This window comes from Siccibacter colletis (assembly GCF_025914095.1).
GTDB lineage: Bacteria > Pseudomonadota > Gammaproteobacteria > Enterobacterales > Enterobacteriaceae > Siccibacter > Siccibacter colletis.
In genome coordinates, this window is record NZ_CP074352.1 from 593,794 (window position 1) to 617,631 (window position 23,838).

The 23,838-nt window shown below is 59.4% G+C and carries 20 protein-coding genes; 10 read left to right on the plus strand and 10 right to left on the minus strand.

From position 1 onward, the window contains the following. Window positions 1-79: 79 nt before the first annotated feature. Both ftsP and KFZ77_RS03025 read left to right on the plus strand, forming a co-directional pair. The gene (gene ftsP, locus KFZ77_RS03020) at window positions 80-1,492 is read left to right on the plus strand and encodes a cell division protein FtsP (RefSeq protein WP_031518722.1); all 1,413 of its coding nucleotides are present in this window, start codon (window positions 80-82) and stop codon (window positions 1,490-1,492) included. Window positions 1,493-1,652: 160 nt separating this feature from the next. Then, complete coding sequence (locus KFZ77_RS03025) at window positions 1,653-3,791, plus strand: YgiQ family radical SAM protein (RefSeq protein WP_264385402.1); 2,139 nt, start codon at window positions 1,653-1,655, stop codon at window positions 3,789-3,791. 36 nt (window positions 3,792-3,827) lie between these two features. Here the strand turns inward: KFZ77_RS03025 and dkgA are convergent, their stop codons facing one another. Beyond that, a complete protein-coding gene (dkgA, locus tag KFZ77_RS03030) occupies window positions 3,828-4,655 on the minus strand; it encodes a 2,5-didehydrogluconate reductase DkgA (RefSeq protein WP_264385403.1) in 828 nt (275 codons plus the stop codon). 108 nt (window positions 4,656-4,763) lie between these two features. Further along, window positions 4,764-5,927, minus strand: coding sequence for an alcohol dehydrogenase (gene yqhD, locus KFZ77_RS03035; protein ID WP_264385404.1), 1,164 nt, complete (start codon window positions 5,925-5,927; stop codon window positions 4,764-4,766). 193 nt (window positions 5,928-6,120) lie between these two features. Here yqhD and KFZ77_RS03040 point away from each other — a divergent pair, with 193 nt between their 5' ends. Beyond that, window positions 6,121-7,050, plus strand: coding sequence for an AraC family transcriptional regulator (locus KFZ77_RS03040; protein WP_264385405.1), 930 nt, complete (start codon window positions 6,121-6,123; stop codon window positions 7,048-7,050). 9 nt (window positions 7,051-7,059) lie between these two features. Here KFZ77_RS03040 and KFZ77_RS03045 read toward each other — a convergent pair whose 3' ends face one another. Together KFZ77_RS03045 and metC are read right to left on the minus strand one after the other, a co-directional pair. Next, window positions 7,060-7,719 (minus strand): DedA family protein, encoded by a 660-nt coding sequence (locus tag KFZ77_RS03045; RefSeq protein ID WP_264385406.1) that lies wholly within the window; start codon window positions 7,717-7,719, stop codon window positions 7,060-7,062. Between the two features lie 126 nt (window positions 7,720-7,845). Next, a complete protein-coding gene (gene metC, locus KFZ77_RS03050; RefSeq protein WP_264385407.1) occupies window positions 7,846-9,033 on the minus strand; it encodes a cystathionine beta-lyase in 1,188 nt (395 codons plus the stop codon). 246 nt (window positions 9,034-9,279) lie between these two features. Between metC and exbB the strand changes: the two genes are divergently transcribed. Next, window positions 9,280-10,014, plus strand: a complete 735-nt coding sequence (exbB, locus tag KFZ77_RS03055) for a tol-pal system-associated acyl-CoA thioesterase (protein WP_264385408.1) — start codon at window positions 9,280-9,282, stop codon at window positions 10,012-10,014. Window positions 10,015-10,020: 6 nt separating this feature from the next. Further along, window positions 10,021-10,446: a TonB system transport protein ExbD gene (exbD, locus tag KFZ77_RS03060; protein ID WP_031518710.1), complete on the plus strand. Its 426-nt coding sequence runs from the start codon at window positions 10,021-10,023 to the stop codon at window positions 10,444-10,446. A gap of 60 nt (window positions 10,447-10,506) precedes the next feature. Here the strand turns inward: exbD and KFZ77_RS03065 are convergent, their stop codons facing one another. After that, the gene (locus tag KFZ77_RS03065) at window positions 10,507-11,403 is read right to left on the minus strand and encodes an SDR family oxidoreductase (RefSeq protein WP_264385409.1); all 897 of its coding nucleotides are present in this window, start codon (window positions 11,401-11,403) and stop codon (window positions 10,507-10,509) included. Between the two features lie 302 nt (window positions 11,404-11,705). On the opposite strand from KFZ77_RS03065, the gene KFZ77_RS03070 reads away from it, so the two are divergent. Both KFZ77_RS03070 and fucR read left to right on the plus strand, forming a co-directional pair. Next, window positions 11,706-13,154, plus strand: coding sequence for a methyl-accepting chemotaxis protein (locus tag KFZ77_RS03070; protein WP_264385410.1), 1,449 nt, complete (start codon window positions 11,706-11,708; stop codon window positions 13,152-13,154). 92 nt (window positions 13,155-13,246) lie between these two features. Beyond that, the gene (fucR, locus tag KFZ77_RS03075; RefSeq protein ID WP_264385411.1) at window positions 13,247-13,978 is read left to right on the plus strand and encodes an L-fucose operon activator; all 732 of its coding nucleotides are present in this window, start codon (window positions 13,247-13,249) and stop codon (window positions 13,976-13,978) included. A gap of 3 nt (window positions 13,979-13,981) precedes the next feature. Here the strand turns inward: fucR and KFZ77_RS03080 are convergent, their stop codons facing one another. Both KFZ77_RS03080 and KFZ77_RS03085 read right to left on the minus strand, forming a co-directional pair. Next, window positions 13,982-14,389 carry a cytoplasmic protein gene (locus KFZ77_RS03080; protein ID WP_264385412.1) on the minus strand — a complete coding sequence of 136 codons (408 nt, stop codon included), beginning with the start codon at window positions 14,387-14,389 and terminating at the stop codon, window positions 13,982-13,984. A 5-nt stretch (window positions 14,390-14,394) separates the two neighbouring features. Then, window positions 14,395-14,799: a hypothetical protein gene (locus KFZ77_RS03085; RefSeq protein WP_264386140.1), complete on the minus strand. Its 405-nt coding sequence runs from the start codon at window positions 14,797-14,799 to the stop codon at window positions 14,395-14,397. Window positions 14,800-14,907: 108 nt separating this feature from the next. Here KFZ77_RS03085 and KFZ77_RS03090 point away from each other — a divergent pair, with 108 nt between their 5' ends. Both KFZ77_RS03090 and KFZ77_RS03095 read left to right on the plus strand, forming a co-directional pair. Then, on the plus strand, window positions 14,908-15,411 hold the full coding sequence (locus KFZ77_RS03090) for an ESA_00282 family adhesion-associated protein (protein ID WP_264385413.1): 504 nt from the start codon (window positions 14,908-14,910) through the stop codon (window positions 15,409-15,411). A gap of 80 nt (window positions 15,412-15,491) precedes the next feature. Next, on the plus strand, window positions 15,492-15,980 hold the full coding sequence (locus KFZ77_RS03095) for a TIGR00645 family protein (protein WP_024550249.1): 489 nt from the start codon (window positions 15,492-15,494) through the stop codon (window positions 15,978-15,980). Between the two features lie 29 nt (window positions 15,981-16,009). Here the strand turns inward: KFZ77_RS03095 and KFZ77_RS03100 are convergent, their stop codons facing one another. Next, entirely contained in the window at window positions 16,010-17,050 is a 1,041-nt protein-coding gene (locus KFZ77_RS03100) for an aldo/keto reductase (RefSeq protein ID WP_264385414.1), read from the minus strand. Between the two features lie 445 nt (window positions 17,051-17,495). Here KFZ77_RS03100 and KFZ77_RS03105 point away from each other — a divergent pair, with 445 nt between their 5' ends. Next, window positions 17,496-19,169 (plus strand): methyl-accepting chemotaxis protein, encoded by a 1,674-nt coding sequence (locus KFZ77_RS03105; RefSeq protein WP_264385415.1) that lies wholly within the window; start codon window positions 17,496-17,498, stop codon window positions 19,167-19,169. 173 nt (window positions 19,170-19,342) lie between these two features. Here KFZ77_RS03105 and KFZ77_RS03110 read toward each other — a convergent pair whose 3' ends face one another. Next, window positions 19,343-21,025: an ABC transporter ATP-binding protein/permease gene (locus tag KFZ77_RS03110; RefSeq protein ID WP_264385416.1), complete on the minus strand. Its 1,683-nt coding sequence runs from the start codon at window positions 21,023-21,025 to the stop codon at window positions 19,343-19,345. Further along, window positions 21,022-23,790, minus strand: coding sequence for a M16 family metallopeptidase (locus tag KFZ77_RS03115; protein ID WP_264385417.1), 2,769 nt, complete (start codon window positions 23,788-23,790; stop codon window positions 21,022-21,024). Before KFZ77_RS03115 ends, KFZ77_RS03110 begins: the two co-directional genes overlap by 4 nt. Window positions 23,791-23,838: the final 48 nt, after the last annotated feature.

Below are 23,838 nucleotides of genomic sequence, written 5' to 3' on the forward strand. Positions count from 1 at the left end.
AAAACAGGCGTTCCGGGGCCGCTGGCCCCTTTTAAAGGGAAGTTTCCCGCTTTTTCTGACAGTTTCACTCGGAGCATATATGTCACTCAGTCGGCGTCAGTTTATTCAGGCATCGGGGATCGCGCTCTGCGCAGGCGCGGTACCGCTGAGGGCAAACGCGGCAGGCCAGCAGGCAGCGCTGCCGATCCCGCCGCTGCTTGAATCACGTCGCGGCCAGCCCCTCTTTCTTACGCTTCAGCGTGCACACTGGTCATTCGTGACCGGTTCGCGCGCCCCTGTCTGGGGCATTAACGGGCGCTACATGGGGCCGACGGTGCGGGTATGGAACGGCGACGACGTGAAAGTGATCTACAGCAATCGTCTGACGGAAAACGTTGCCATGACCGTCAGCGGTTTGCAGGTGCCTGGCCCGCTGATGGGCGGCGCAGCGCGCATGATGTCGCCCAACGCCGACTGGTCGCCGGTGCTGCCCATCCGTCAGAGCGCCGCCACGCTGTGGTATCGCGCCAATACGCCGAACCGCTCTGCGCATCAGGTGTACGGCGGGCTGGCTGGCATGTGGCTGGTAGAGGATGAGCTGAGCAAAACCCTGCCGGTACCGAACCATTACGGTGTGGATGACTTCCCGGTCATCATTCAGGACAAGCGGCTGGATAACTTTGGCGTGCCGGAGTACAGCGAGCCGGGCAGCGGCGGCTTTGTCGGCGACACGCTGCTGGTGAATGGCGTTGAAGGCCCGTACGTGGAAGTGTCGCGCGGCTGGGTGCGCCTGCGTCTGCTCAATGCGTCTAACGCCCGTCGCTACCAGCTGCAGATGAGCGACGGACGCCCGCTGCACGTTATTGCCGGCGACCAGGGCGTGCTGCCCGCGCCCGTCTCGCTGCGCCAGCTCTCTCTGGCGCCGGGTGAGCGCCGTGAAGTGCTGATTGATATGACCAATGGCGATGAAGTATCGATCACCTGCGGCGATGCGGCGACCATCATGGACCGTCTGCGCGGGCTGTTTGAGCCATCGAGCATTCTGATTTCCACCCTGGTCCTGACCCTGCGCCCGACCGGTCTGCTGCCGCTGGTCACCAGCCCGCTGCCGCAGCGCCTGCTGTCGGAAGATGTGCTGGCCGGTACGCCGGTGCGCAGTCGCGACGTCACGCTGGGCGACGATCCGGGGCTTAACGGCCAGCTGTGGGACCCGAAACGTATCGACATCACCAGCCAGCAAGGCTCCTGGGAGCGCTGGACGGTGCGGGCCGACACGCCGCAGTCGTTCCACATCGAAGGCGCGCAGTTCCTGATCCGCAACGTCAACGGGGCGTTACCGTTCCCGGAAGATCGCGGCTGGAAAGACACCGTCTGGGTCGATGGTCAGGTGGAACTGCTGGTGCTGTTCACGCAGCCCTCCTGGGAGCACTTCCCGTTCCAGTATGGCAGCCAGACCCTGGAGATGGCTGACCGTGGCTCGGTCGGGCAGATTCTGGTGCAGGCTACCGGCTAAGCGGTTGCTTTACCCTCGCTCCGGCCTTGCGTTATGTGCAAGAGAGCCGGGGTGAGGGGTGATTGATTTCCCCCCCGCACAATATCCCTTCTTTTTATGTTGTTTTACGGCGTATAATCGCCGTCCTTTTGCGCAACTTGTTATCCCCTCCGGAACCCCTATGAGCACCCTCAGTTTGATCCAGCCCGATCGCGACCTGTTTTCATGGCCTCAGTACTGGGCGGCCTGTTTTGGCCCGGCACCGTTTTTACCCATGACGCGTGAGGAGATGGATCGTCTGGGCTGGGACAGCTGCGACATCATCCTCGTCACCGGCGACGCCTATGTCGATCATCCGAGCTTCGGCATGGCGATCTGCGGGCGCATGCTGGAAGCCCAGGGCTTCCGCGTCGGGATCATTTCCCAGCCGGACTGGCAGAGCAAAACGGACTTCATGCGCCTCGGCAAACCAAACCTCTTTTTCGGCGTCACCGCCGGCAACATGGATTCGATGATCAACCGCTACACGGCCGATCGTAAACTGCGCCATGACGATGCCTATACGCCGGATAACGTCGCGGGCAAACGCCCGGATCGCGCCTCGCTGGCCTATACCCAGCGCTGTAAAGAAGCCTGGCGCGACGTGCCGGTGATCCTCGGCGGTATCGAAGCCAGCCTGCGCCGTACCGCGCACTACGACTACTGGTCCGATACCGTGCGCCGTTCCGTTCTGGTGGATGCCAAAGCGGACATGCTGATCTTCGGTAACGGCGAGCGCCCGCTGGTGGAGGTCGCGCACCGCCTGGCGCAGGGGGAACCCATCGAGCAGATCCGCGAGGTGCGCAATACCGCCATCCTGGTGAAAGCAGCGCTGCCGGGCTGGCGCGGCGTCGATTCCACCCGGCTTGATACACCGGGGCGCATCGACCCCATTCCGCACCCTTACGGCGACGATCTGCCGTGCGCGGAAGGCAATAAGGTGGAAAAGCCGCTGGCGAAAGCGGTAACGGTACAGCCGCCGCCGCCGAAGCCGTGGGAGAAAACCTATGTGCTGCTGCCGTCGTTCGAGAAAGTGAAAGGCGATAAGGTGCTGTACGCCCACGCCTCACGCATTCTGCATCACGAAACCAATCCCGGCTGCGCCAGGGCGCTGTTGCAGAAGCACGGCGAGCGCTACGTCTGGATCAACCCGCCGGCCATCCCGCTCTCAACCGAAGAGATGGACAGCGTGTTTGCCCTGCCGTATCAGCGGGTGCCGCATCCGGCCTACGGCAACCGCCGCATTCCCGCGTATGAGATGATCCGCTTCTCGGTCAACATTATGCGCGGCTGTTTTGGCGGCTGTGCGTTCTGCTCCATCACTGAACATGAAGGGCGCATCATCCAGAGCCGCTCGGAAGACTCCATCATCAACGAGATCGAAGCGATCCGCGATGCGGTGCCGGGCTTTACCGGCGTGATCTCCGATCTCGGCGGGCCGACTGCCAATATGTATATGCTGCGCTGCACCTCGCCGCGTGCCGAGCAGACCTGCCGACGGCTGTCGTGTGTATATCCGGCGATCTGCCCGCACATGGAGACTAACCATCAGCCAACCATCAATCTCTATCGCCGCGCCCGGGAGCTGAAGGGCATTAAAAAGATCCTTATTGCTTCCGGGGTGCGCTATGACCTTGCGGTGGAAGACCCGCGCTACATTAAAGAGCTGGCCTCGCACCACGTGGGCGGTTATCTGAAGATTGCCCCGGAACATACCGAAGCGGGGCCGCTGTCGAAGATGATGAAGCCGGGTATGGGAAGCTATCACCGCTTTAAAGAGCTGTTTGATACTTACTCGAAGCAGGCGGGTAAGGAGCAGTATCTGATCCCGTACTTTATCTCTGCGCATCCCGGCACCCGGGATGAGGATATGGTGAATCTGGCGCTGTGGCTCAAGCGGCACCGCTTCCGCCTCGACCAGGTGCAGAACTTCTATCCGTCGCCGCTCGCCAACTCCACCACCATGTATTACACCGGCAAAAACCCGCTGGGTAAGATTGGCTACAAGAGTGAAGAGGTGGTGATACCGCGCGGCGAACGTCAGCGTCGGCTACATAAAGCGCTGCTGCGCTATCACGATCCGGCTAACTGGCCGCTGATCCGTGAGGCGCTGGAGACGATGGGCAAGAAGCATCTGATTGGCGGGCGGCGTGACTGTCTGGTGCCTGCCCCCACGCTGGAGGAGATGCGTGAAGCGAAGCGTCAGGCGCGTCACCTGCGTCCGGCGCTGACCCGACATACGCCGGGCGTGAAGAAAGGCATGAAGCGTAAGGCGATGTAAGATCCCTCTCCCGGTGGGGAGAGGGATCAGGTAGCGTTAGCCGCCAAACACATCCGGGTCCGGACCCAGACGTTTCCCCTGATCGAGCTTCGCAATCTCGCTCAGCTCATCTTTATCGAGGCGGAAATCCCAGACGTCGAAGTTTTCCACGATGCGCGCCGGGGTCACCGATTTCGGGATCACCACCAGGCCGCTGTCGAGGTGCCAGCGGATCACGATCTGCGCCGGGGTTTTACCATACTTATCGGCCAGCGCGCGGATCGCTTTCTGATCGAATACCCCTTCGCCGCCCTGCGCCAGCGGGCTCCAGGACTCGGTCTGGATCTTGTGGGTGGCGTTCCAGGCATGCAGCTGGCGCTGCTGAAGCAGCGGGTGCAGCTCGATCTGGTTGATCACTGGCGCTACGCCCGTTTCATCAATGATGCGCTGCAGGTGATGCACCTGGAAGTTACAGACGCCGATACTCTTCACCAGCCCCTGCTGCTGCAACTCAATCATCCCTTTCCAGGCATCGACATAGTTATCAATTGTTGGCACCGGCCAGTGCATCAGATAGAGATCGACATACTCAAGCTGCAGCTTGTCGAGGCTCTCCTGTAACGCCTGCTGCGGACGCGTCTGGTCGTCGTTCCACAGTTTGGTGGTGATAAACAGCTCGTCGCGGGCCACGCCGGCGCTTTGCAGCGCTTTGCCCACGCCTTCTTCATTCTTATACGCCGCCGCGGTATCAATGGAGCGGTAGCCGGTTTCGAGCGCTTTATGGATCGCAGCGACCACTTCGTCATTACCGGCTTTCCAGACACCGAGGCCGAGCTGCGGCATGACGTTGCCATCATTGAGCTTGATTACGGTTGGATTTGCCATCTGTACCTCCTTATCGGATAACACGCCGGGCGTGTATTCCCGGCGAAAGTTGCGTGACTTAAGTCTGGACGAAAAGCCCAAAAACGAAAGCGCGGCGATAAAAAACGCTTATATCGCGGCTTCGTAAATACGGCGGCTGACATCGAGCGTGATGTCCTTGTGCTCACCCAGCGCCGTCATGCCGTGCTCTTCCAGTTTGGCAATCAGCGCCGGGATGGAGCTGCCGTCCAGATTGTAAGCAGAGAGGCTGGTCGGGGCGCCCATCTGCTCAAAGAAGTTACGCGTCGCGGCGATAGCCGCATCGATGCGCTCCTCTTCAGAGCCGCTGGTGATGCCCCAGACGCGCTCGCCGTACTGCAACAGCTTCTCACGCTTGGTATCGCGCTTCTCATTCCACAGCGCCGGCAGCACAATCGCCAGCGTCTGGGCGTGATCCAGGCCGTGCATTGCGGTCAGCTCATGGCCGAGCATGTGAGTGGCCCAGTCCTGAGGCACGCCGGCACCAATCAGGCCGTTCAGCGCCTGGGTCGCAGCCCACATCACGTTGGCGCGCACGTCGTAGTTTTCCGGATCGCGCAGCGCTTTCGGGCCGTCTTCAATCAGCGTCAGCAGAATGCCCTCGGCAAAACGGTCCTGAATTTTGCCGTTCACCGGGTAGGTCACGTACTGCTCGACGGTATGCACAAAGGCATCGACCACGCCGTTGGCGACCTGGCGCGGCGGCAGGGTGTAGGTATAAACCGGGTCCAGCACGGCAAACAGCGGTTGCACAAACGGGGAGTGGAACGCCTGTTTGTCGCCGGTGGCGCGGCGCGAAATCACCGCACCCTTGTTGGATTCAGAGCCGGTCGCCGGAAGCGTCAGCACCGAACCCATCGGAATAGCGCTGTTAATTTCGCTGCCGGAGGTTTCAAGAATGTTCCACGGGTCAATATCCTGCGGATAGTGCGCCGCTGCGGCGATAAATTTAGTGCCGTCCAGCACCGAACCGCCGCCCACGGCCAGCAGGAAGGTCACCTGCTCGCGACGGGCAATATCAACCGCCTTCATCAGGGTTTCATACGACGGGTTTGGCTCAATGCCGCCGAACTCCAGCACCTCAAGGCCATCCAGCGCAGAGAACACCTGGTCCAGCACGCCGGTGGATTTTACGCTGCCGCCGCCCCAGGTGATCAGCACCCGGGCATCGGCGGGGATCTGCGCACGCAGATCGCTGATGGCGCCTTGTCCGAACAGAATGCGGGTGGGGGTGTGAAGATTGAAATTATTCATGGCTCGCTTCCCAAAATGAGTGGAACGGGTGGCAGCCAACGGGCCGCCTGATGGGATTTATTGTGAGCGCGGGGCGAGAGGCGCTCAATGCATATTCCTGCCGTTATCTTGCCCATTTCTCCAGAGGGCTGGAGAAACAGGGTGTTTTTCAGCACACTGCGGCAATGAACATAACGTTGCGGAGCACGAAGCCATGAACCGGACGGCGATTTGCAAACAGCTGACTGAAAAAATTAACTTTCTGAAAGTTAATAATAAAATTCCTGCAGAAGGGTTGCCGGACGTGGACCTGCTCTACGGCACCCAGCCTTACCCGCGCACGCCGGTGATGTATCAGCCGGGTATCATTTTTCTCTTTTCCGGCCAGAAAACCGGCTACCTCAATAACCGCGTGTTTCGCTATGACGCCAGTGAATACCTGCTGCTGACGGTGCCGCTGCCGTTTGAGTGCGAAACCGCCGCCACGCCGGAAACCCCGCTGGCCGGGCTGCGCATCAATATCGATATGCATCAGCTGCAGGCGCTGCTGATGGACATCGGCGAGGACACGCGGTTCCAACCCGCCCCGCTGAGCAGCGGTATCAATTCCGCCACGCTCACCGATGAGATCCTCTGCGCCGCTGAGCGGCTGCTGGACGTGATGGAACGCCCGCTCGACTGCCGGATCCTTGGCCGCCAGATCGTGCGCGAGATCCTTTATCAGGTGCTCACCGGCCCGTGCGGTGGCGCGCTGCTGGCGCTGGTGAGCCGGCAGACCCACTTCAGCCTGATAAGCCGGGTGCTGAAACGCATCGAAGCCCAGTACACCGAAAACCTCAGCGTGGACCAGCTGGCGGCGGAAGCCAACATGAGCGTCTCGGCGTTTCACCACAACTTCAAATCCATTACCAGCACCTCGCCGCTGCAGTATCTGAAGACCTATCGCCTGCATAAGGCGCGCATCATGATGCTGCATGATGGCGTCAAGGTGAGTACCGCAGCCATAAGAGTCGGTTATGAAAGCGCCTCGCAGTTCAGCCGGGAATTTAAGCGTTATTTTGGCGTGACGCCGGGAGAGGATGTGGCACGGATGCGGATGCTGCCGCAGGGGGAGAGCGGGGCGCAACTGGCAGCGCGCCCCTGAAACGGCGCGCTATTTCGCTGCGAAGCGTCGTTTAATCACCACGAACAGGGTGCCGCACAGCCCGGCCAGCAGCAGAAACACCGGCAGGATCATCAGGAAGGTCATCACCTGATCTTCGTGGCGTTTCACAAAGGGAATCATGCTCAGGGCATAACCCAGCCCGGTAACGCCCCCGACCCACAGCAGGCCGCTCAGCCAGTTAAAGATCTGGAAGCGACGGTTGGAAAGCCCGGAGATGCCAGCCAGGGTTGGCAGCAGGGTGCGCACGAAGGCGAGGAAGCGGCCCGCCAGCAAAGCCAGTAAACCGTGACGGTCAAACATGCAGGTGGCGCGATGATGATATTTCGCCGGCAGTTGCGCCAGCCAGCTTTTCACCACCCGGGTGTTGCCGAGCCAGCGGCCCTGCAGATAACTGAACCAGCAGCCCAGGCTGGCCGCCGAGGTGAGGATCACCAGCGCCGGCACGAAATCCATCACGCCGCGAGCGATAAGCGCGCCCGCCAGCAGCAGCAGACTGTCACCGGGCAAAAAGGACGCCGGAAGTAGGCCGTTTTCCAGGAACAGTGTGGCAAACATAACGCAATAGACAATGCCAACAATATGCGGGTCCGCCAGCGCGGCAAAATCGTGATGCCAGAGCGCAGCGATAATATTCTCGATGACAGCCATGAGGGATCCTGTGGAACAGCGTAAGAAAGCTATTATACCCTGAACGCCCCGGCACATCTTGCGCAGAGGCATCACAAACCGGCACTTTTTTAGGAATATGGCCGGTTTGTGGGTTCAGGGGCAACTTTACACAATTCGCTCAAACCCTGCTGCTAAATCCGCGAGTAAATCTTCAACGTTTTCTAAACCAATGTGTACCCGCACCAGGGTACCGGTGAAATCAACCCCGACGCCCGGACGGATCGCGGCGATCTCTTCCGGCTGGCTGGCGAGGATCAGCGATTCGAATCCGCCCCAGGAGTACGCCATTGAGAAGTGGGTGAAGTTGTCGAGGAAGCGCGCGTACTCGTCGTCGGTCAGGCGTTTCGTGAGGATAAACGAGAACAGCCCGCTGCTGCCGGTGAAGTCGCGCTGCCAGAAGGCATGGCCCTTACTGCCCGGCAGCGCCGGGTGATTGACGCGCGCCACCAGCGGGTGCGCAGCAAGCCATTCGGCAATGCGTAAACTGCTCTCCTGATGCTGACGCAGACGCACGCCCAGGGTGCGCAGCCCGCGGCTGGTGACGTAGGCGGTATCCGCATCCACCATCTGACCCATCAGATAGGCATTCTCCCGCAGCTGCTCCCAGCAGCGCGCATTGGCCACCGCGGTGCCAATCATCGCGTCCGAATGGCCCACCAGATATTTGGTTCCGGCCTGCACCGAGATATCAACGCCCGCATCGAGCGCCTTAAATAGAATGCCCGCCGCCCAGGTGTTGTCCATAACGATCACCGCATCCGGCGCGCGGGCGCGTACCGCCGCGACGATGGCCGGCACGTCGGGCACTTCCATGGTGATGGAGCCGGGGGACTCAAGAAAAACCACCCGGGTCGTCGGCTGGATCAGCGCTGCGATGTCGGCACCGATCGACGGATCGAACCAGTCGGTGGCAACCCCCATCCGGGTCAGCACTTTGCTGCAGAAATCCTGGGTCGGCTCATAGGCGGTAACCGGCATCAGCACGCGATCGCCCTGTTCGACAAAAGCCAGAATGGTATTGGCAACCGCCGCCGCCCCGCACGGAAACAGCGCGCAGCCGGCACCGCCCTCCAGCTCGCACATCGCCTCCTGTAACGAAAAGTGGGTCAGCGTGCCGCGGCGGCCATAAAACAGCTCGCCCTGCGCCCGTCCGGCAGTGGCCTGTTTTTTGGCTGCCACGCTGTCGAATACCAGCGATGAGGCGCGCTGAATAACGCTGTTGACCGATCCCTGGGTGAATCGCTTGCTGCGTCCCGCCGTGACCAGCGCGGTTTCAATGTGCTTTGCGGACATAATCGTGAACCTGTTTAACCATCTGGATGTCTAAACCTACCTTAACACCGTTCCCCGGCTGCGCGTCATGGTGTTTTTTCAGGTTGGCGAAAAAAAATACGTTCGCTGCACTTTCCTGTTCGACCGCATAGAAAGCGGCGTCAGAAGCGGGTTCACTGTAAATACTAATGAGAACTACTATCAATTCGACGTCGTTTTGATATTATTACGCGCAGAATTTGTCTAATTTCGTTCTGGAGATACAGAGTGGGTAATAATTTGATGCAGACGGATCTCTCCGTCTGGGGTATGTATCATCATGCCGACATCGTTGTGAAGATGGTGATGATTGGCCTGATTCTGGCGTCGGTTGTCACCTGGGCGATCTTCTTCAGCAAAAGTGCGGAATTACTGTCTCAGAAGCGCCGCCTCAAGCGCGAACAGCAGCAGCTGGCCTCTGCCCGCTCGCTGGACGAAGCCAGCGAAATGGCGGCGTCCTTCCACGCGAAGAGCCTCAGCGCCCAGCTGATTAACGAAGCGCAAAACGAGCGTGAGCTGTCCGAAGGCAGCGATGACAACGAAGGCATTAAAGAGCGCACCGGCTTCCGCCTTGAGCGTCGCGTTGCGGCGGCGGGTCGTCATATGGGCCGGGGCAACGGCTACCTCGCCACCATCGGCGCTATCTCGCCGTTCGTCGGTCTGTTCGGCACCGTGTGGGGCATCATGAACAGCTTCATCGGTATCGCCCAGACCCAGACCACCAACCTGGCGGTTGTAGCACCTGGTATCGCCGAAGCGCTGCTGGCCACGGCTATCGGTCTGGTCGCCGCGATCCCGGCGGTGGTTATCTACAACATCTTTGCCCGTATGATCGGCGGCCATAAGGCCTCGTTGGGTGACGTTGCTGCGCAGGTATTGCTGCTGCAAAGCCGCGACCTTGATCTGGCTGCGAGCTCCGCGTCACATCCGGTGCGTAACGCGCAAAAATTACGTTTAGGTTGATGCCCTATGGCGATGCGTCTTAACGAAGATCTCGACGACAACGGCGAAATGCACGAAATCAACGTCACGCCGTTTATCGACGTGATGCTGGTACTGCTGATTATCTTTATGGTGGCCGCCCCGCTGGCGACGGTGGATGTGAAGGTGAATCTGCCGGCCTCTACCAGCCAGCCGCAGCCGCGCCCTGAGAAGCCGGTCTACCTGTCGGTGAAAGCGGATAAAACCATGTTTATCGGTAACGATGCGGTGACCCGCGAAAACATGGTGTCGGCGCTGAACACGTTGACTGCAGGCAAGAAGGACACCACGATCTTCTTCCGCGCTGATAAAACCGTGGATTACGAAACGATGATGAGCGTGATGGATACGCTGCATCAGGCGGGCTATCTCAAGATTGGCCTGGTCGGGCAGGAAACAGCAAAAGCGCAGTAATCTGCGTGCAGCATAAAAAACGCGGCCCGTGAGCCGCGTTTTTTTATGGCTGAAGCCTGATTAGCCCAGATGCTCGCCGCCCGTCACGCCGTGCACCTCGGCGGTAACGTAGCTCGATTCCTGGCTGGCGAGATAGACGTAGATGCCCGCCAGCTCCGCCGGCTGACCTGCGCGCTTCATCGGCGTCTGCTGACCAAACTGCGGCAGTTTCTCCTGCGGCTGGCCGCCTGCTACCTGCAGTACGGTCCAGATCGGCCCCGGAGCTACCACGTTCACGCGAATGCCTTTCTCTGCTACCTGCTTCGCCAGACCGCGGCTGTAGTTCAGGATCGCGGCTTTGGTGGATGCGTAATCCAGCAGGTGCGGGCTTGGCTGATAAGCCTGAATCGACGAGGTGGTGATGATACTGGCCCCCGGTTTCAGGTGCGGCAGCGCCTCCTGCGTAACCCAGAACAGCGAGAAGACGTTTATCGCGTAGGTTTTCTGGAACTGCTCGCTGGTAATGTTCGCCACATCTTCAACTGCGACCTGCTTCCCGGCTACCAGCGCCAGAATATCCAGCCCGCCCAGCGCTTCGATGGATTTATGCACCAGCGAACGGGCAAAGGTTTCATCACTGAGATCGCCCGGGATTAGCACCGCTTTGCGCCCGGCCTCTTCAATCAGTGCCTTCACTTCATCGGCATCCTGCTGCTCATCAGGCAGATAGTTCAGGACCACGTCCGCACCTTCACGCGCATAGGCGATGGCCGCCGCACGTCCGATACCGGAGTCGCCGCCCGTGACCAGCGCTTTGCGCCCGGCCAGTCGTCCGCTACCGACATAGCTCTTCTCGCCGCAGTCCGGCACCGGGTCCATCTTCGCCTGCACACCCGGCGCAGGCTGTTTCTGTTTAGGATATTCGCCGGTGTAATACTGCGTGGTGGGGTCCTGAATCTCCGTCTGATTATTTGTCATAAGGTCGCTCCACTTAGTGAGAAAGTTACCTTAAGGGTAGCGCCTTATTCTGTATCCGAAATAGTAATCAGCATATTCTCACTGTGCGCTTCGCTTATTTTTAGCAGTAACAAGCACAGCGGTAATTAATAATTAACGTAATGAAAACCAATGCTTAAATAATAAAGCGGCAGGCAAAGGATATATCTTTTTTGTACGCTGGCGGCGGTCTGCGGAGCATCTACGCTTAAATCTGAACCACCTTAATAATATTCTCCGGCCCGTGCCGGGGCTGTCGTTTGCCCATCATCTGGATAATAACAATGAGCACAATGACCTTTTCTCACACAGACAATAACGCTGGCTTAATTACCCTCTCGCAGATTCGCCTGAAAGCCGACGGGCTGATGCTGTCCCTGACGTGGTTGCTGTGGCTGATCGCGCTGGGGGTTGGCTGGCACCATCATAATCTGTCGCTGGCGCTGGTCGCAGGCGGCGCGCTCACCGGGCTGGCGACGGTGATAAAGACTCTGTTTGCCGGACGGCTGATCACCCGGCTGTGGTTTGCCTTTACGTTGATGGGCTTTGCCGCGCTATTAATTCAGCTGGGGCATGGCGAAACCGAGTATCACTTCTCGGTATTCGTGCTGTTGTCGGCGCTGCTGGCCTGGCGCGACTGGCGACCGCTGCTGATGGGCGCCACGGCGGCGGCGGTGCATCATGCGCTGTTTAACTATCTTCAGGAGAACGACCTGTTCGGCATCGTGTGCTTTACGCATCCGGGCTTTCATATGGTGGTGTTCCACGCGCTGTTTGTGGTGGCGCAGACTGCGGTACTGATGGTGATGGCGGTGCGGATGGCGCAGGATGCTCGCTCCGCCAGCGAAGTGGCGCGGCTGGCATCGGTCATCAACCGTGAGCCGGGGTGCCTCACCCTGGCGGTCAACGATGCCGCACGCTACTCGCCGTTCGCCCGCACCTTCAGCACCACGCTGGATACCATGCGCGACACCTTAACCCGGGTCAGCGCCGGGGTGAATGCGTTGCTGGCCGCTTCCGATACTTTGCTGGAGCGCAATGCTGGGCTGTCCGCCCGCACCGACGAACAGGCTCAGGCGCTGGCCGTCGTCACCTGCGCCATTGAGCAGATTGCCGCTGGCGCTACGCTCAACAGTGAACAGGCGCACACCGCACGCCAGCAGGCGATCCAGGCCAGCAGCGTGGCCCAGCAAGGCGGGGCGCATATTGATGCCGCGACCGCGTGTATGGCGCAGATCCGCGATGACGCCCAGCGGGTAAATGGCATTCTGGCGCTGATCGACGGCATCGCGTTTCAGACCAATATTTTGTCGCTCAATGCCTCGGTAGAAGCGGCGCGCGCCGGCGAGCAGGGCAAAGGGTTTGCCGTGGTGGCGTCTGAAGTGCGTACCCTCGCGCAGCGTTGCGAGTTTGCCGCGAAAGATATTCGCGAGCTGATTGCCGTTTCGGTGGCGCGTGCCGATGACGGCTCGGCGCGGGTAGAGCAGGCGGGCGCCACCATGCGCGAGATGATCGCCAGCATCGATAGCCTGCGGCGGTTTATCGAGGATCTGTCGCAGATGAGCGAGCAGCAGCGCAGCAGCATCGGCGACATGCGCAACAGCATCACCAGCATTGACGAGAGCGTTCAGCAGAATGCGCACCACGTGGCGCAGACGCTGAACATGGCGCAGCATCAGCAGCAGCAAACCCGCGCGCTCCAGCAGGCTATCACGCTGTTCCGCTTCGCATGAGATCGCGATCACAGCCGCCGGACGCCGCCGCGCCCGGGGCTGTTAAATCCTGTTTTTCCCCCCTACGCTAAAGGCAGCGTGCAGGGGGAAGAATGAAATCAGTCAGGCATCAGAGAATTGAACAGCTGTTAAGCGAGCACGACACGCTCACCACCGACGCGCTTGCCCGGCTGCTGGCAGTGAGCCTGGAGACGGTGCGGCGCGATCTGCGGCTGTTGCAGAAGCAGGGCGTGATCCTGCGTAGCCACGGGCGGGCGCGCATTCTGCGTCACGACAGCGCCACCCTTGATGAACCCTTTTCCGCGCGCCTGAAAAGCCATCACACCCATAAACTGGATATCGCCCGTCTGGCGCTGGGCTGGATTTCAGAAGGCATGGTGATTGCGCTGGACGCCAGCACCACCTGCTGGTACCTGGCGCGCCAGCTCCCGGATATGCCGCTAACGGTCTTCACCAATAGCGTGCGGGTCTGTCAGGAGGTGGCGAAGCGCGAGCGCATCACGCTTATCAGCAGCGGCGGCGTGCTGGATCGCACTTTCGCCAGCTACGAGAACCCGGCGCTGGTTTCGCTGCTGCGGCATATCGATATCGATCTTTTTATTTTTTCCTGCCAGGGCATCGACAGCGAGGGCGGTATCTGGGATGCCCACGCCTGGAATGCCGAGTTCAAAACGCTGCTGTTGCGTCGGGCCGCCCAGTCGCTGCTGCTTATCGACAAAAGTAAACGCGAGCGCACCGGTGAGGTGCAGATCGGTACGCTGGAGCAGGTGACAGAGGTTATTACCGATGAAGCCGCGCCGGCGCTGAGTGCTGTCGCCGGGTAGCGGTTACGGTTGTGGGGCGGCGGGCGGTGCCAGAACGCAGGAGGTTTTGAACTCGCCGTCGGCAAGCTGGCGCATCAGAGAGAGCGTGGCGTTTTCCCGCGCTTTGATGTGCTGATAATTGGCTTCGATTCGCGCCATTATTTTGGCCTTAAGCTGCGGGTGTCGCAGCATAATTTCATTTAAGACCGCGCCGTATACTTCTTCTTTAATCAGCAGCGGGTAAATCTCACGCCGGTTCTGCCATTTCAGATCTACCAGCGCGGCAGGAATAGAAGTCGCTGCCTGGCCATATTGTTCCAGCGTCGCATTTCGCGCCGCGGTTAACGCTGCGATATTCTGACTTAAGATAAATTTCTCTTTATCTTTTTCGGCTAACACGAAATCTTTTGCAGGCAATGCTGAGGTTGTCACCGTGCTTATTCCTCAAGCTGGTAAAAGAATGGCGTATTTTTTTCGCGGGTAATCAGATTAAGCCAAATTTCATTCCCGGCATCGTTTATCTGCGCTGTTTTTTCGGCCAGTAACGCCGCCAGCTCTTCCGGCTTAATTTCCTGCTCCAGCAGCAGTCCATTCAACACGTTAGCGAAAGTTTCGATTTTAACGACGCTATTAATCCGCTCTTTAATATGGCGATCGCGCTCTTCAAGAATGACATTACGCGTTTGCCCGGCCCAGGATTTACCACACATGATCTCGCTTTCATAATCGGCGAGCGTGGTTTGTTCTTCAGTCAAATCACTGTTATTTTCTTCTGTTGTTTTACGCTGGGCTTCGGGTTCAGAGATATGAAAGCGCGCCGGAACAAGATGGTCAGGCAGCATATTTTTTTTGACCTTTAATTTTATTAATAACAACGGAAAGTGGTTTAACCAGATCGCGTTGACAATATCATGCACCACTTTTAAAATCAAAAAAAACGGAGCTTTCTTATGGATACTATATTTTATGCGGTAGTGGTTTTATTACTGCTATTAGGCGGCGTACTTTTTTTGATGAAAGCGTATGGCGGTCGTCGCTCCCCGCTACCGGAACCCGAAACCGTGGTGGCCCCGCCGGTTAACAAAGAAGAGAGCGAAGAGCATTTTGCGATGCTGATGAACGCCATTACCCCGGAATGGTACTGGCGGGTAAATCATGAATATATTGATTTTATTCACTCTACCGTTAAAAAAATGAGCCTTGAACAGCTCACTGCTGCCCCTGGGGTATTTGATGCCCAGCGCCGCTGCAGCGATCTTAATTCAGCGGTCTATAAGTACTACGACAATATTAAAAAACGCTGTATGAACGGTGAAGCGGTGACCTTCTCTGACATCGAGCTGATGAACCTGCGCCAGTGCTTCCGCGAGTTCAGCCTCGATGCTTACCCGCAACTGGTGGCGGTGGTCTGGCCCGCCTGCAAGCGCCCACAGGTAGCCCTCGCCGATATCTGATCTTCCCCCTGCGTGCTGTTGCAACCGGGCCTGGCATTCAGGCTATACTGAATGCCGGTTCGGTTATTTAACAGGACACTATGGAACGCTTTATTGAAAACGCCATGTATGCGTCACGCTGGCTTCTCGCTCCGGTCTACTTTGGTTTGTCTCTGGCGCTGGTCGCCCTGGCGATTAAGTTCTTTCAGGAAATCCTGCACACGCTGCCGCATATTTTTTCCATCGCGGAAGCGGATCTGATCCTGACGCTGCTCTCCCTGGTGGATATGACCCTGGTGGGCGGCCTGCTGGTGATGGTGATGTTTTCCGGCTATGAGAACTTTGTCTCGCAGCTCAATATTGATGAGGGCAAAGAGAAGCTGAACTGGCTCGGCAAGATGGATGCAACGTCGCTGAAAAATAAAGTAGCGGCCTCCATTGTGGCTATCTCCTCCATTCACCTGCTGCGGGTGTTTATGGACGCCCGTAACATCCCGGATAACAAGCTGATGTGGTATGTCATTATCCACCTCACCTTTGTGCTCTCGGCTTTTGTGATGGGCTACCTCGACCGGCTCACCAAGCGCTAATAAAAAAGCCCTCGTTTGAGGGCTTTTTTTTACTTGTCGGACGACGCCTGCCAGAGGTTCAGCGCGCCATCGGCGACGTGGCGATCGATGCGCGCCAGCTCATCCTCGCTAAAGTGCAGATTATCCAGCGCCCGGACGTTCTCCTCCAGCTGCTCGGGCCGGCTGGCGCCAATCAGCACCGAGGTGACGCGCTGGTCTTTCAGCAGCCAACTCAGCGCCATCTGCGCCATGCTTTGCCCGCGCGCTTCCGCCATCTCATTAAGCAGTCGCAGGCTCGCCAGATTGGCCTCGGTAAGCATGTTTTCCGTCAGACCGCGCACCTTCTTGCCTTCGCGCTGCATGCGCGACCCTTCCGGAATACCGTTCAGGTATTTGCCGGTAAGCAGCCCCTGCGCCAGCGGGGTGAAGGCGATGCAGCCGATGCCGTTCTGTTGCAGGGTATCAAGCAGCCCGCTCTTATCCACCCAGCGGTTAAGTAGGTTGTAGGACGGCTGGTGGATCAGCAGCGGGATTTTCCACTCGCGCAGCAGGTCGGCCATCGCCTGGGTGCGCTCAGAGGAGTAAGAGGAGATCCCCACATAGAGCGCTTTCCCGCTCTGTACCGCCTGCGCCAGCGCGGCAGCGGTCTCTTCCATCGGCGTGCTCTCATCCACGCGGTGCGAATAGAAGATATCAACATACTCCACGCCGAGGCGCTGCAGACTCTGGTCGAGGCTGGCAAGCAGGTACTTGCGCGACCCGCCTGTGCCGTAAGGGCCGGGCCACATGTCGTATCCGGCTTTGGTGGAGATGATCAGCTCATCGCGGTACGGGGCAAAATCCTGACGCAGCAGGCGACCGAAATTCTCTTCAGCGCTGCCCGGCGGTGGGCCGTAGTTATTGGCCAGATCGAAGTGGGTAATGCCGAGGTCGAACGCTTTGCGCAGCAGGGCGCGCTGGTTCTCCAGCGGGCTGACGTGGCCGAAGCTGTGCCACAGCCCCAGCGAGAGGGCAGGCAGGCGCAGCCCGCTTTTGCCGCAGTAGCGATACTGCATCTGTTCATAACGCGTTGAATCAGCAAGCCAGGTCATCTTCACTCCTCTGTCTTCAAGGTTTTTTGAAACACTGTTTCTATCTTAACGTCATCCCAGAGCGCTGAAAACCCGCCCGGGCAGTAAACGTGCGGCCTGTCCACTTTGGTTAATATGCAGGCATAACGTCCGGTAAATGTCGGTGGCGCTGTTATGCGCAGCACATGACGCGAGCAGGAGTTAATTATTTATTCAGACTGCGGAAACGTTAATTGTTAACCTCAACATCCCTTATTTTTATGCGCTTTTATATTTTACTTAGTGAGCTATTTAAGTCTTCAACGGACATTTAACCCTAACGTTTCAAGTTATTGTAATATAAGCCTTGTTTATAGCTTTATGATAAAGAGGTTAATAAAACATTATATATTTCCCCGCCTTTGCCGATAACCGGGATAAGTCCTGCATGAGGACGAACCTATTCTTCACGGCAAGGATTTTTGATATGGGTATGCTTCGTAATTTTACTATTCGTACTGTAATGCTCTCCATTCTCGGCCTGTTTTGTTTGCTCTGGTCGGGTGTTGGGCTTTACAGCGTGTATTCCCTCAACGCGGTGGCGGACGGCAACACCGTTGACCGTCAGCTTGTTTCCCAGATGAACGTCCTGAGCAAAGGAAACGATCAGTACTTCCGTTTTGTGACCCGCCTGACGCGCGTGATGGAAACCCGCATCGCTGGTGGTACACCGGATGACACGGCTTTTGCCTCGGTCCAGCAGGCGCTGGATAACATGGACAAACAGCTGACCGCGTTTAAAGCGATGTCGCCAGGGCCGATGGACGCCGCGGTATCCCAGGACGTAATCGCGAACTGGCAGAAGCTGCTGGACGAGGGCGTGAAGCCACAGATGCAGGCAGCGAAAACCGGTACCGTCGAGGCCTATCGCGCCCAGGCTAACAACGTGACGCCGCCGCTGAGCCGTGCTTTCGGTGCCAGCGCAGAGAAATTCAACGCCACCGCCGGTGATAAGCTGGATGAAACCCGCGTGACCGTGGACGGGCTGACGTCAGTCACCAAAGCGATCATTGTCGTTGCCGTGATCGCCGGCCTGCTGATCCTGCTGTTTACCGACCGCTATCTGGTCTCGATGCTGGTGCGTCCGCTGGACCGTATCCGTCACCACTTCCGCCTGATCGCCGATGGCGATCTCAGCCAGCCGGTGCAGGATTTTGGCCGCAACTGCGTGGGTAAACTGGTGCCGCTGCTGAGTGCGATGCAGGACAGCCTGCGCGAAGCGGTAAGCACCATTCGTGAGGGCAGCGACAATATCTGGCGCGGTGCGACGGAGATTTCAGCGGGCAATAACTCGCTTTCATCACGTACCGAAGAGCAGGCGGCCGCCCTGGAGCAGACCGCTGCCAGCATGGAAGAGCTGACTGCCACGGTGAAGCTCAACGCCGACAACGCCCGTGAGGCGAGCAAGCTGGCCGATACCGCGTCGGTGACGGCGGGCCGCGGCGGAAATCTGGTTGATGACGTGGTGAAAACTATGGACGGCATCTCCCTGAGCTCGAAGAAAATTGCTGAGATCACTACCGTTATCAACAGCATCGCCTTCCAGACCAACATCCTGGCGCTTAACGCCGCGGTCGAAGCGGCGCGCGCGGGCGAGCAGGGTCGCGGTTTTGCGGTCGTGGCCGGTGAAGTCCGTAATCTGGCAAGCCGCAGCGCCGATGCAGCGAAAGAGATCGAATCCCTGATTGCTGACTCGGTGTCACGGGTGGAGAAAGGTTCAGACCTGGTCAGTGAGGCGGGTAACACCATGGCGGCGATCCTGAAGTCGGTGACCGATGTGACCGTCATCATGAAGCAGATTGCCGAAGCCTCTGAAGAGCAGAGCAAAGGCATCTCGCAGGTGGGTATTGCCGTAACCCAGATGGATGGCGTGACCCAGCAGAACGCCTCGCTGGTGGAACAGGTATCCGCCGCCGCGACCGCGCTGGAGCGCCAGACCGAAGCGTTGCAAAGCTCGGTGCAGAAGTTCCGCCTGTCTTCCGAAGGACGCGAGTCACGCGCAAGCGTCGTGCCGCAGAGCGCGATGGTGAAACCGCGTCTCGCGACCGTGACCGCCGCACCGGCAAAAGGCGCAGCCGACAACGACTGGACCTCGTTCTGATCAATAGCGGGGTGGAAAGGTGGGTGCACTCCGTTTACCCACCCTGGAACTACCGCCATCCCGTAGGGTGGGTAAGCAACGCGCACCCACCACAAAAAAACGGTGGGTGCACGGTAAGGCGGGTCCCCCCTTGTGACACCACTAATGAAAAAGCAGCCCGCGGGCTGCTTTTTTTATGCCTGTACTGCCGGGCTATGCCCGAAGGCATTGAGGTCAATATGCTGACTGAAATGGTGGTCAATCTCACGCTGGTGCGACACCGCCACCACCGTGGTATGCGGCAATTCGTGCCTGAGCAACTGCAACATCTGCTGGGTGGCGTCGGCGTCCAGGCTGCTGGTGGCTTCATCCAGATAGAGCACGTCCGGGGCCATCAGGATGGCGCGGGCGAAGGCCAGGCGCTGTTTCTGCCCGCCGGAAAACACCTGTTCCCAGTTAAGCTGCGTGTCCAGCAGCGCGGTCCATGCTCCCAGCCCGGTTTTGTCGAGGATGTCGGCCAGGCGCTGCGTATCAGGCTCCCGCTGGCGCGGATAGCTGAGGATCTCCGCCAGCGTACCGTAGCCGAGATAGCTCTTCTGCGGCAGCAGCATGGCGTTGCCGCGCGGCTGCTCCCAGCTGCCGGCGAACCACGGCCAGACCCCGTTCAGGGTGCGCAGCAGCGTCGATTTTCCGAGGCCGCTGCGCCCGGAGAGCTTGTTCCAGCTGCCAGGCGGGCAGTGAAACGCAATACCCTCCATCAGGCCCGCGCCGTCCGGCGTGGTCAGCGACAGGCCTGCCACGTGCAACGACTCGCCAATCGGCGCGGGCTGATGCGGCGACTGGCTTTCGGCGATGGCCTGCTTAAACTGCTCCAGACGCTGCATACTGGCGGACAGCTCCACCAGCGCCTTATAAACGCGAATAAACCAGCTCAGCGCGCCGTGCACCTGCCCGAAGGCGGAGCGGATCTGCATCAGCCCGCCGAGGGTGACGGTCTTCGCCATAAACAACGGCAGCGCGGCAAACACCGGTACAATCAGGCTGACGCGGCTGTAGCCGGTGGTGAAGAAGCCGAGATTACGCTCGCGATCCATCAGCGCCCGCCAGTTTTGGGTGATGGCGCTGAAGGCATGGCGCAGTTGTCGCTTCTCCCAGGGTTCCCCCTGATAAAGCGCGATCTGTTCGGCGTTGTCATGCTTGCGCAGCAGCGAGGCGCGGAAATCCGCCTCCGCACGCTGCTTCTGGAAATTGAGCCCGTGCAGGCGTTTGCCGATCAGATGGGTCACGAGGCTGCCAATCAGCGTATAGCCCACAGCAACCCATACCAGATAACCATGAATCACCATTTCGTGGCCGAACAGGCTGAAGCGCTGCACCCCGGACAGATTCCAGAGGATCACCACAAACGAGAACAGCTGGGCGCTGGTAATCAGGAACGACACGCTGAGGCTGACGGTTTTATCCACGAAGTAGTTAATATCTTCGGCGATACGCTGGTCGGGGTTATCGACCTTGCCGCTCAGCGCCATGCGGTAAAACGCCTGTTTCGCCAGCCAGCTCTCCACCAGCTCGGCGGTCAGGGACTCGCGCCAGCGGATGATCAGCAGTTTGGTGAACCAGTCCTGATAAACAAATACCCCGATGTAAATCAGAATATAGACGCAGTACTCCTTCACCAGGCTGTAGATCAGCGTGCCGTCGAAATTGCCGAGCGCGTCATAGAAGGACTTGCTCCAGTTGTTGATCAGCACGTTCAGCCAGACGATGGAGCCGCCGAGCGCGACGATGAGCGCCAGCAGCGCCCACGCCCGCCAGCTTTTTCGTCCGCCCCAGAACGAGACGCTGAGCTCCCACAGTAACGTCAGTTTCTTCTTCATTTCACGGCCTCTTGCGGCAGGGCGATATACAGAGCCTGGTTTTGCGCAGAGAGCAGATGCGCTGCCGCGTCACGTATCGTGGCAACGGTGATGGCGTCGGCAAGGGTATCAAGCTGGGTCAGATAAGACGGATTATCGAAGTGGGCGTAGCTCAGCAGCAGACGGCGCTGCAGGGTATAGATGTCCTGCGCCCGATTCTTCTCGGCTTTGATGAACTGCGCGCGCTGAGCATCCACCGTCCGCTTGTCGATTTTCAGCCCCTGGAAGGCCTGGGTGGCACGGCGCGCCATTTCGCGGGCGCGGGCAGGTGAGGTCGTAAAGCGCACCTCGGTTTCGATGCGCCCGGTGTTGTCATTCAGCTCGCTGGTAAAGCGCATGTTGTAGATCCCGCGTGCATCGTCGCGCAGCACGCCTTTCAGATGCTGATTCATCAGGTTACGGGCAATGCTCACCTGAACGGCGCGGGCCGGCGTCCAGCCTGCGTCGGTAAAGCTCCAGAGCCGCACATCGGCTTTAGGCTCGATATTCACCGCAGACGTTTGTTCATGCAGGCCGGGGCGGGCAAGGTACGGTGCCGCGTGCAGCGCGTCGCCGCGCGGGATCGCGGACAGCCAGCGGGTGACTGCCGCTTCCAGGGTATCAGCAGGCATGTCTGCCAGCACAAAATAGGTCACCGGTGCACGGGTCGCCGTGCGCCACTGGTTGAGCAGCGTTTCCGGCGCCAGCGTATTCAGCTGCGCGGGCGTCGGCTGTGCAAAGGCTGGTTTTCCAAAGCGCAGGCGGGTGATTTCATCTTCCCGACGCGCGGAGCTGGAGCCCTGCTGAACGGCGAGGCGGCGCGCCAGCTGCATCAGACTCGATTTCATGGTTTCGCCATCAATGCCGGGACGGGTTTGCAGCGCCTGGTAAAGATGGAACAGTGCATCCAGCTTATCCAGGCTGACTTGTCCGCTAACGGTAAGCGTCTGCGCCTGCTGGTCCACGCTCAGGGAGACGCCGTTCTGCTTCTTCCACTGTTGCAGGGCTTCGCTGTGCCAGCCCGCCGGGCCGCTCTGATCCACCAGCTGTGAGGCCAGCTGCGCCTGCCACGGCACCATGCCGTCGCCCATATATCCCGCTTCACTGCGGGCGGTAAACCACACCTTTTTCTCTGCCAGCGGCGTTTTCAGCCAGACCACGCGGTCGCCGTTGCTGAGCTGCCACTCCATAACCTCGGCCTGCGGGAAATCTTTCACCCCCGTGCGCGAGCCGGTGGCGTCGAGGGTCGGCAGAGTGGGAACGCTGACCGGCTGCGGAGCCAGCGGTTTCGCCAGCGGTGCCGTCGCGACGGCGGCTTCCAGCGCGTCTACCGTTTTCGCCGCGGGCAGCGTCCAGTGGGTTTTGCCGGGGAAGCTGAACTGCACCAGCGTATCCGGCGCGTTAAGCCAGGCGCTGAGCCGGGCGTTCACTTCCTCCGGGGTGATGGTCGCCAGCAGGTCGGCGGCCGCGGCCCCGCGAGCCTGAGTGTCATAGTAGGCATTGCCGTTTGACCAGCTGGCGTTAAGGATTTGCACCCAGTCGCTGAAGGTGCGCATTTCCGGCTTCGTCTTCATACGCTGGGCGACCTTCAGCAGGCGCTGACGCTCGGCGTCGATATCCTCGTGGCGCAGCCCGTAGCGTTTAAGGCGGTCGCGCTCCTGAAACACCACTTTCAGACCGTCGAGATGGCTACCGGGATTCACATCGGCAAACAGCGCAAAGGCCACGGTTTCCGAGGCGATGTCGGAGCGACGTGCCACGATATTACCTACCTGAGCAGGCAGGCCGTCGCGCTGGCGCAGCAGTTGGTCGGAGAGCACGCTGGTGACGATCTGGTTGATCAGGCGATCCCGGAAGCCCGCCGGGCCTGCACCCCAGGCTTCACGAAAGCGCATCACCAGGGAAACCTGGCTGCTGCCGCTTTCGCTGTCCTGCAGGCGCACAATGCGGCGCTGCGGTTTCAGGATCGGGTTGTCGTCTGCGCGAACGGCGGCGGCAAGCGCCGGCTCGCTGGCGAACTGGCGGGCGATCTGCGCTTCGGCGCTCTTGATATCGATATCGCCGATGATCATCAGGCGCATGGCCGCCGGACGATAACACTGCTGGTAAAACGCCTGCAGGGTGCTGGCCGGCGTGGTACGGATTGAGGCTTCGGTGCCGATCACCGGGCGATCCGGGTAACGCGATCCGTCGCGGATCGCCGCCACGCGCTGCTGGTTCATGCGCTCCGCCACGCCCAGCTTGCCGCGCCACTCTTCAAGGATCACTTTGCGTTCGTCATCCAGATCGCGCTGGGTAAGCTGCGCATGGCGAGTCATCTGATTGAGCGCCTCTAACGCCAGCGGCAGCCCCTTAACGCCGTTGGGCGGGCTGAACATGTAGAGCGTGCGCTGATAGTTGGTCATGGCGTTGTAGTGCAGCCCGCGCTGCCAGCCCTGACGTGCCAGCGCGTCCGCTACGCCGTCCGGCCAGCTGCGGCTGGCGCGAAACACCATATGTTCGACCATATGCGCCACGCCGGACTGGTCTGGCGTCTCGTCCAGCGAACCGGCATTGACGCTAAGGCGAATATCCACCCGGCCTTTATCTGCCTTGATCGGCACCAGGGTGTAGCGCAGGCCATTGGTCAGCTCGCCTTCGTGGATCTCGGGAAGCGGGCTGCTGGCGTCAGCGGCGTGCGCAGACAGGCTCAGGCTTGTAGCCAGAAGCGCGGCGCAGACGCCGCGAAAAGGGGTTAACCACATCATTATTTTCCTTGTTAAGCGCGCCGGCGCGTGCGGCACCGGCGCCGTCGT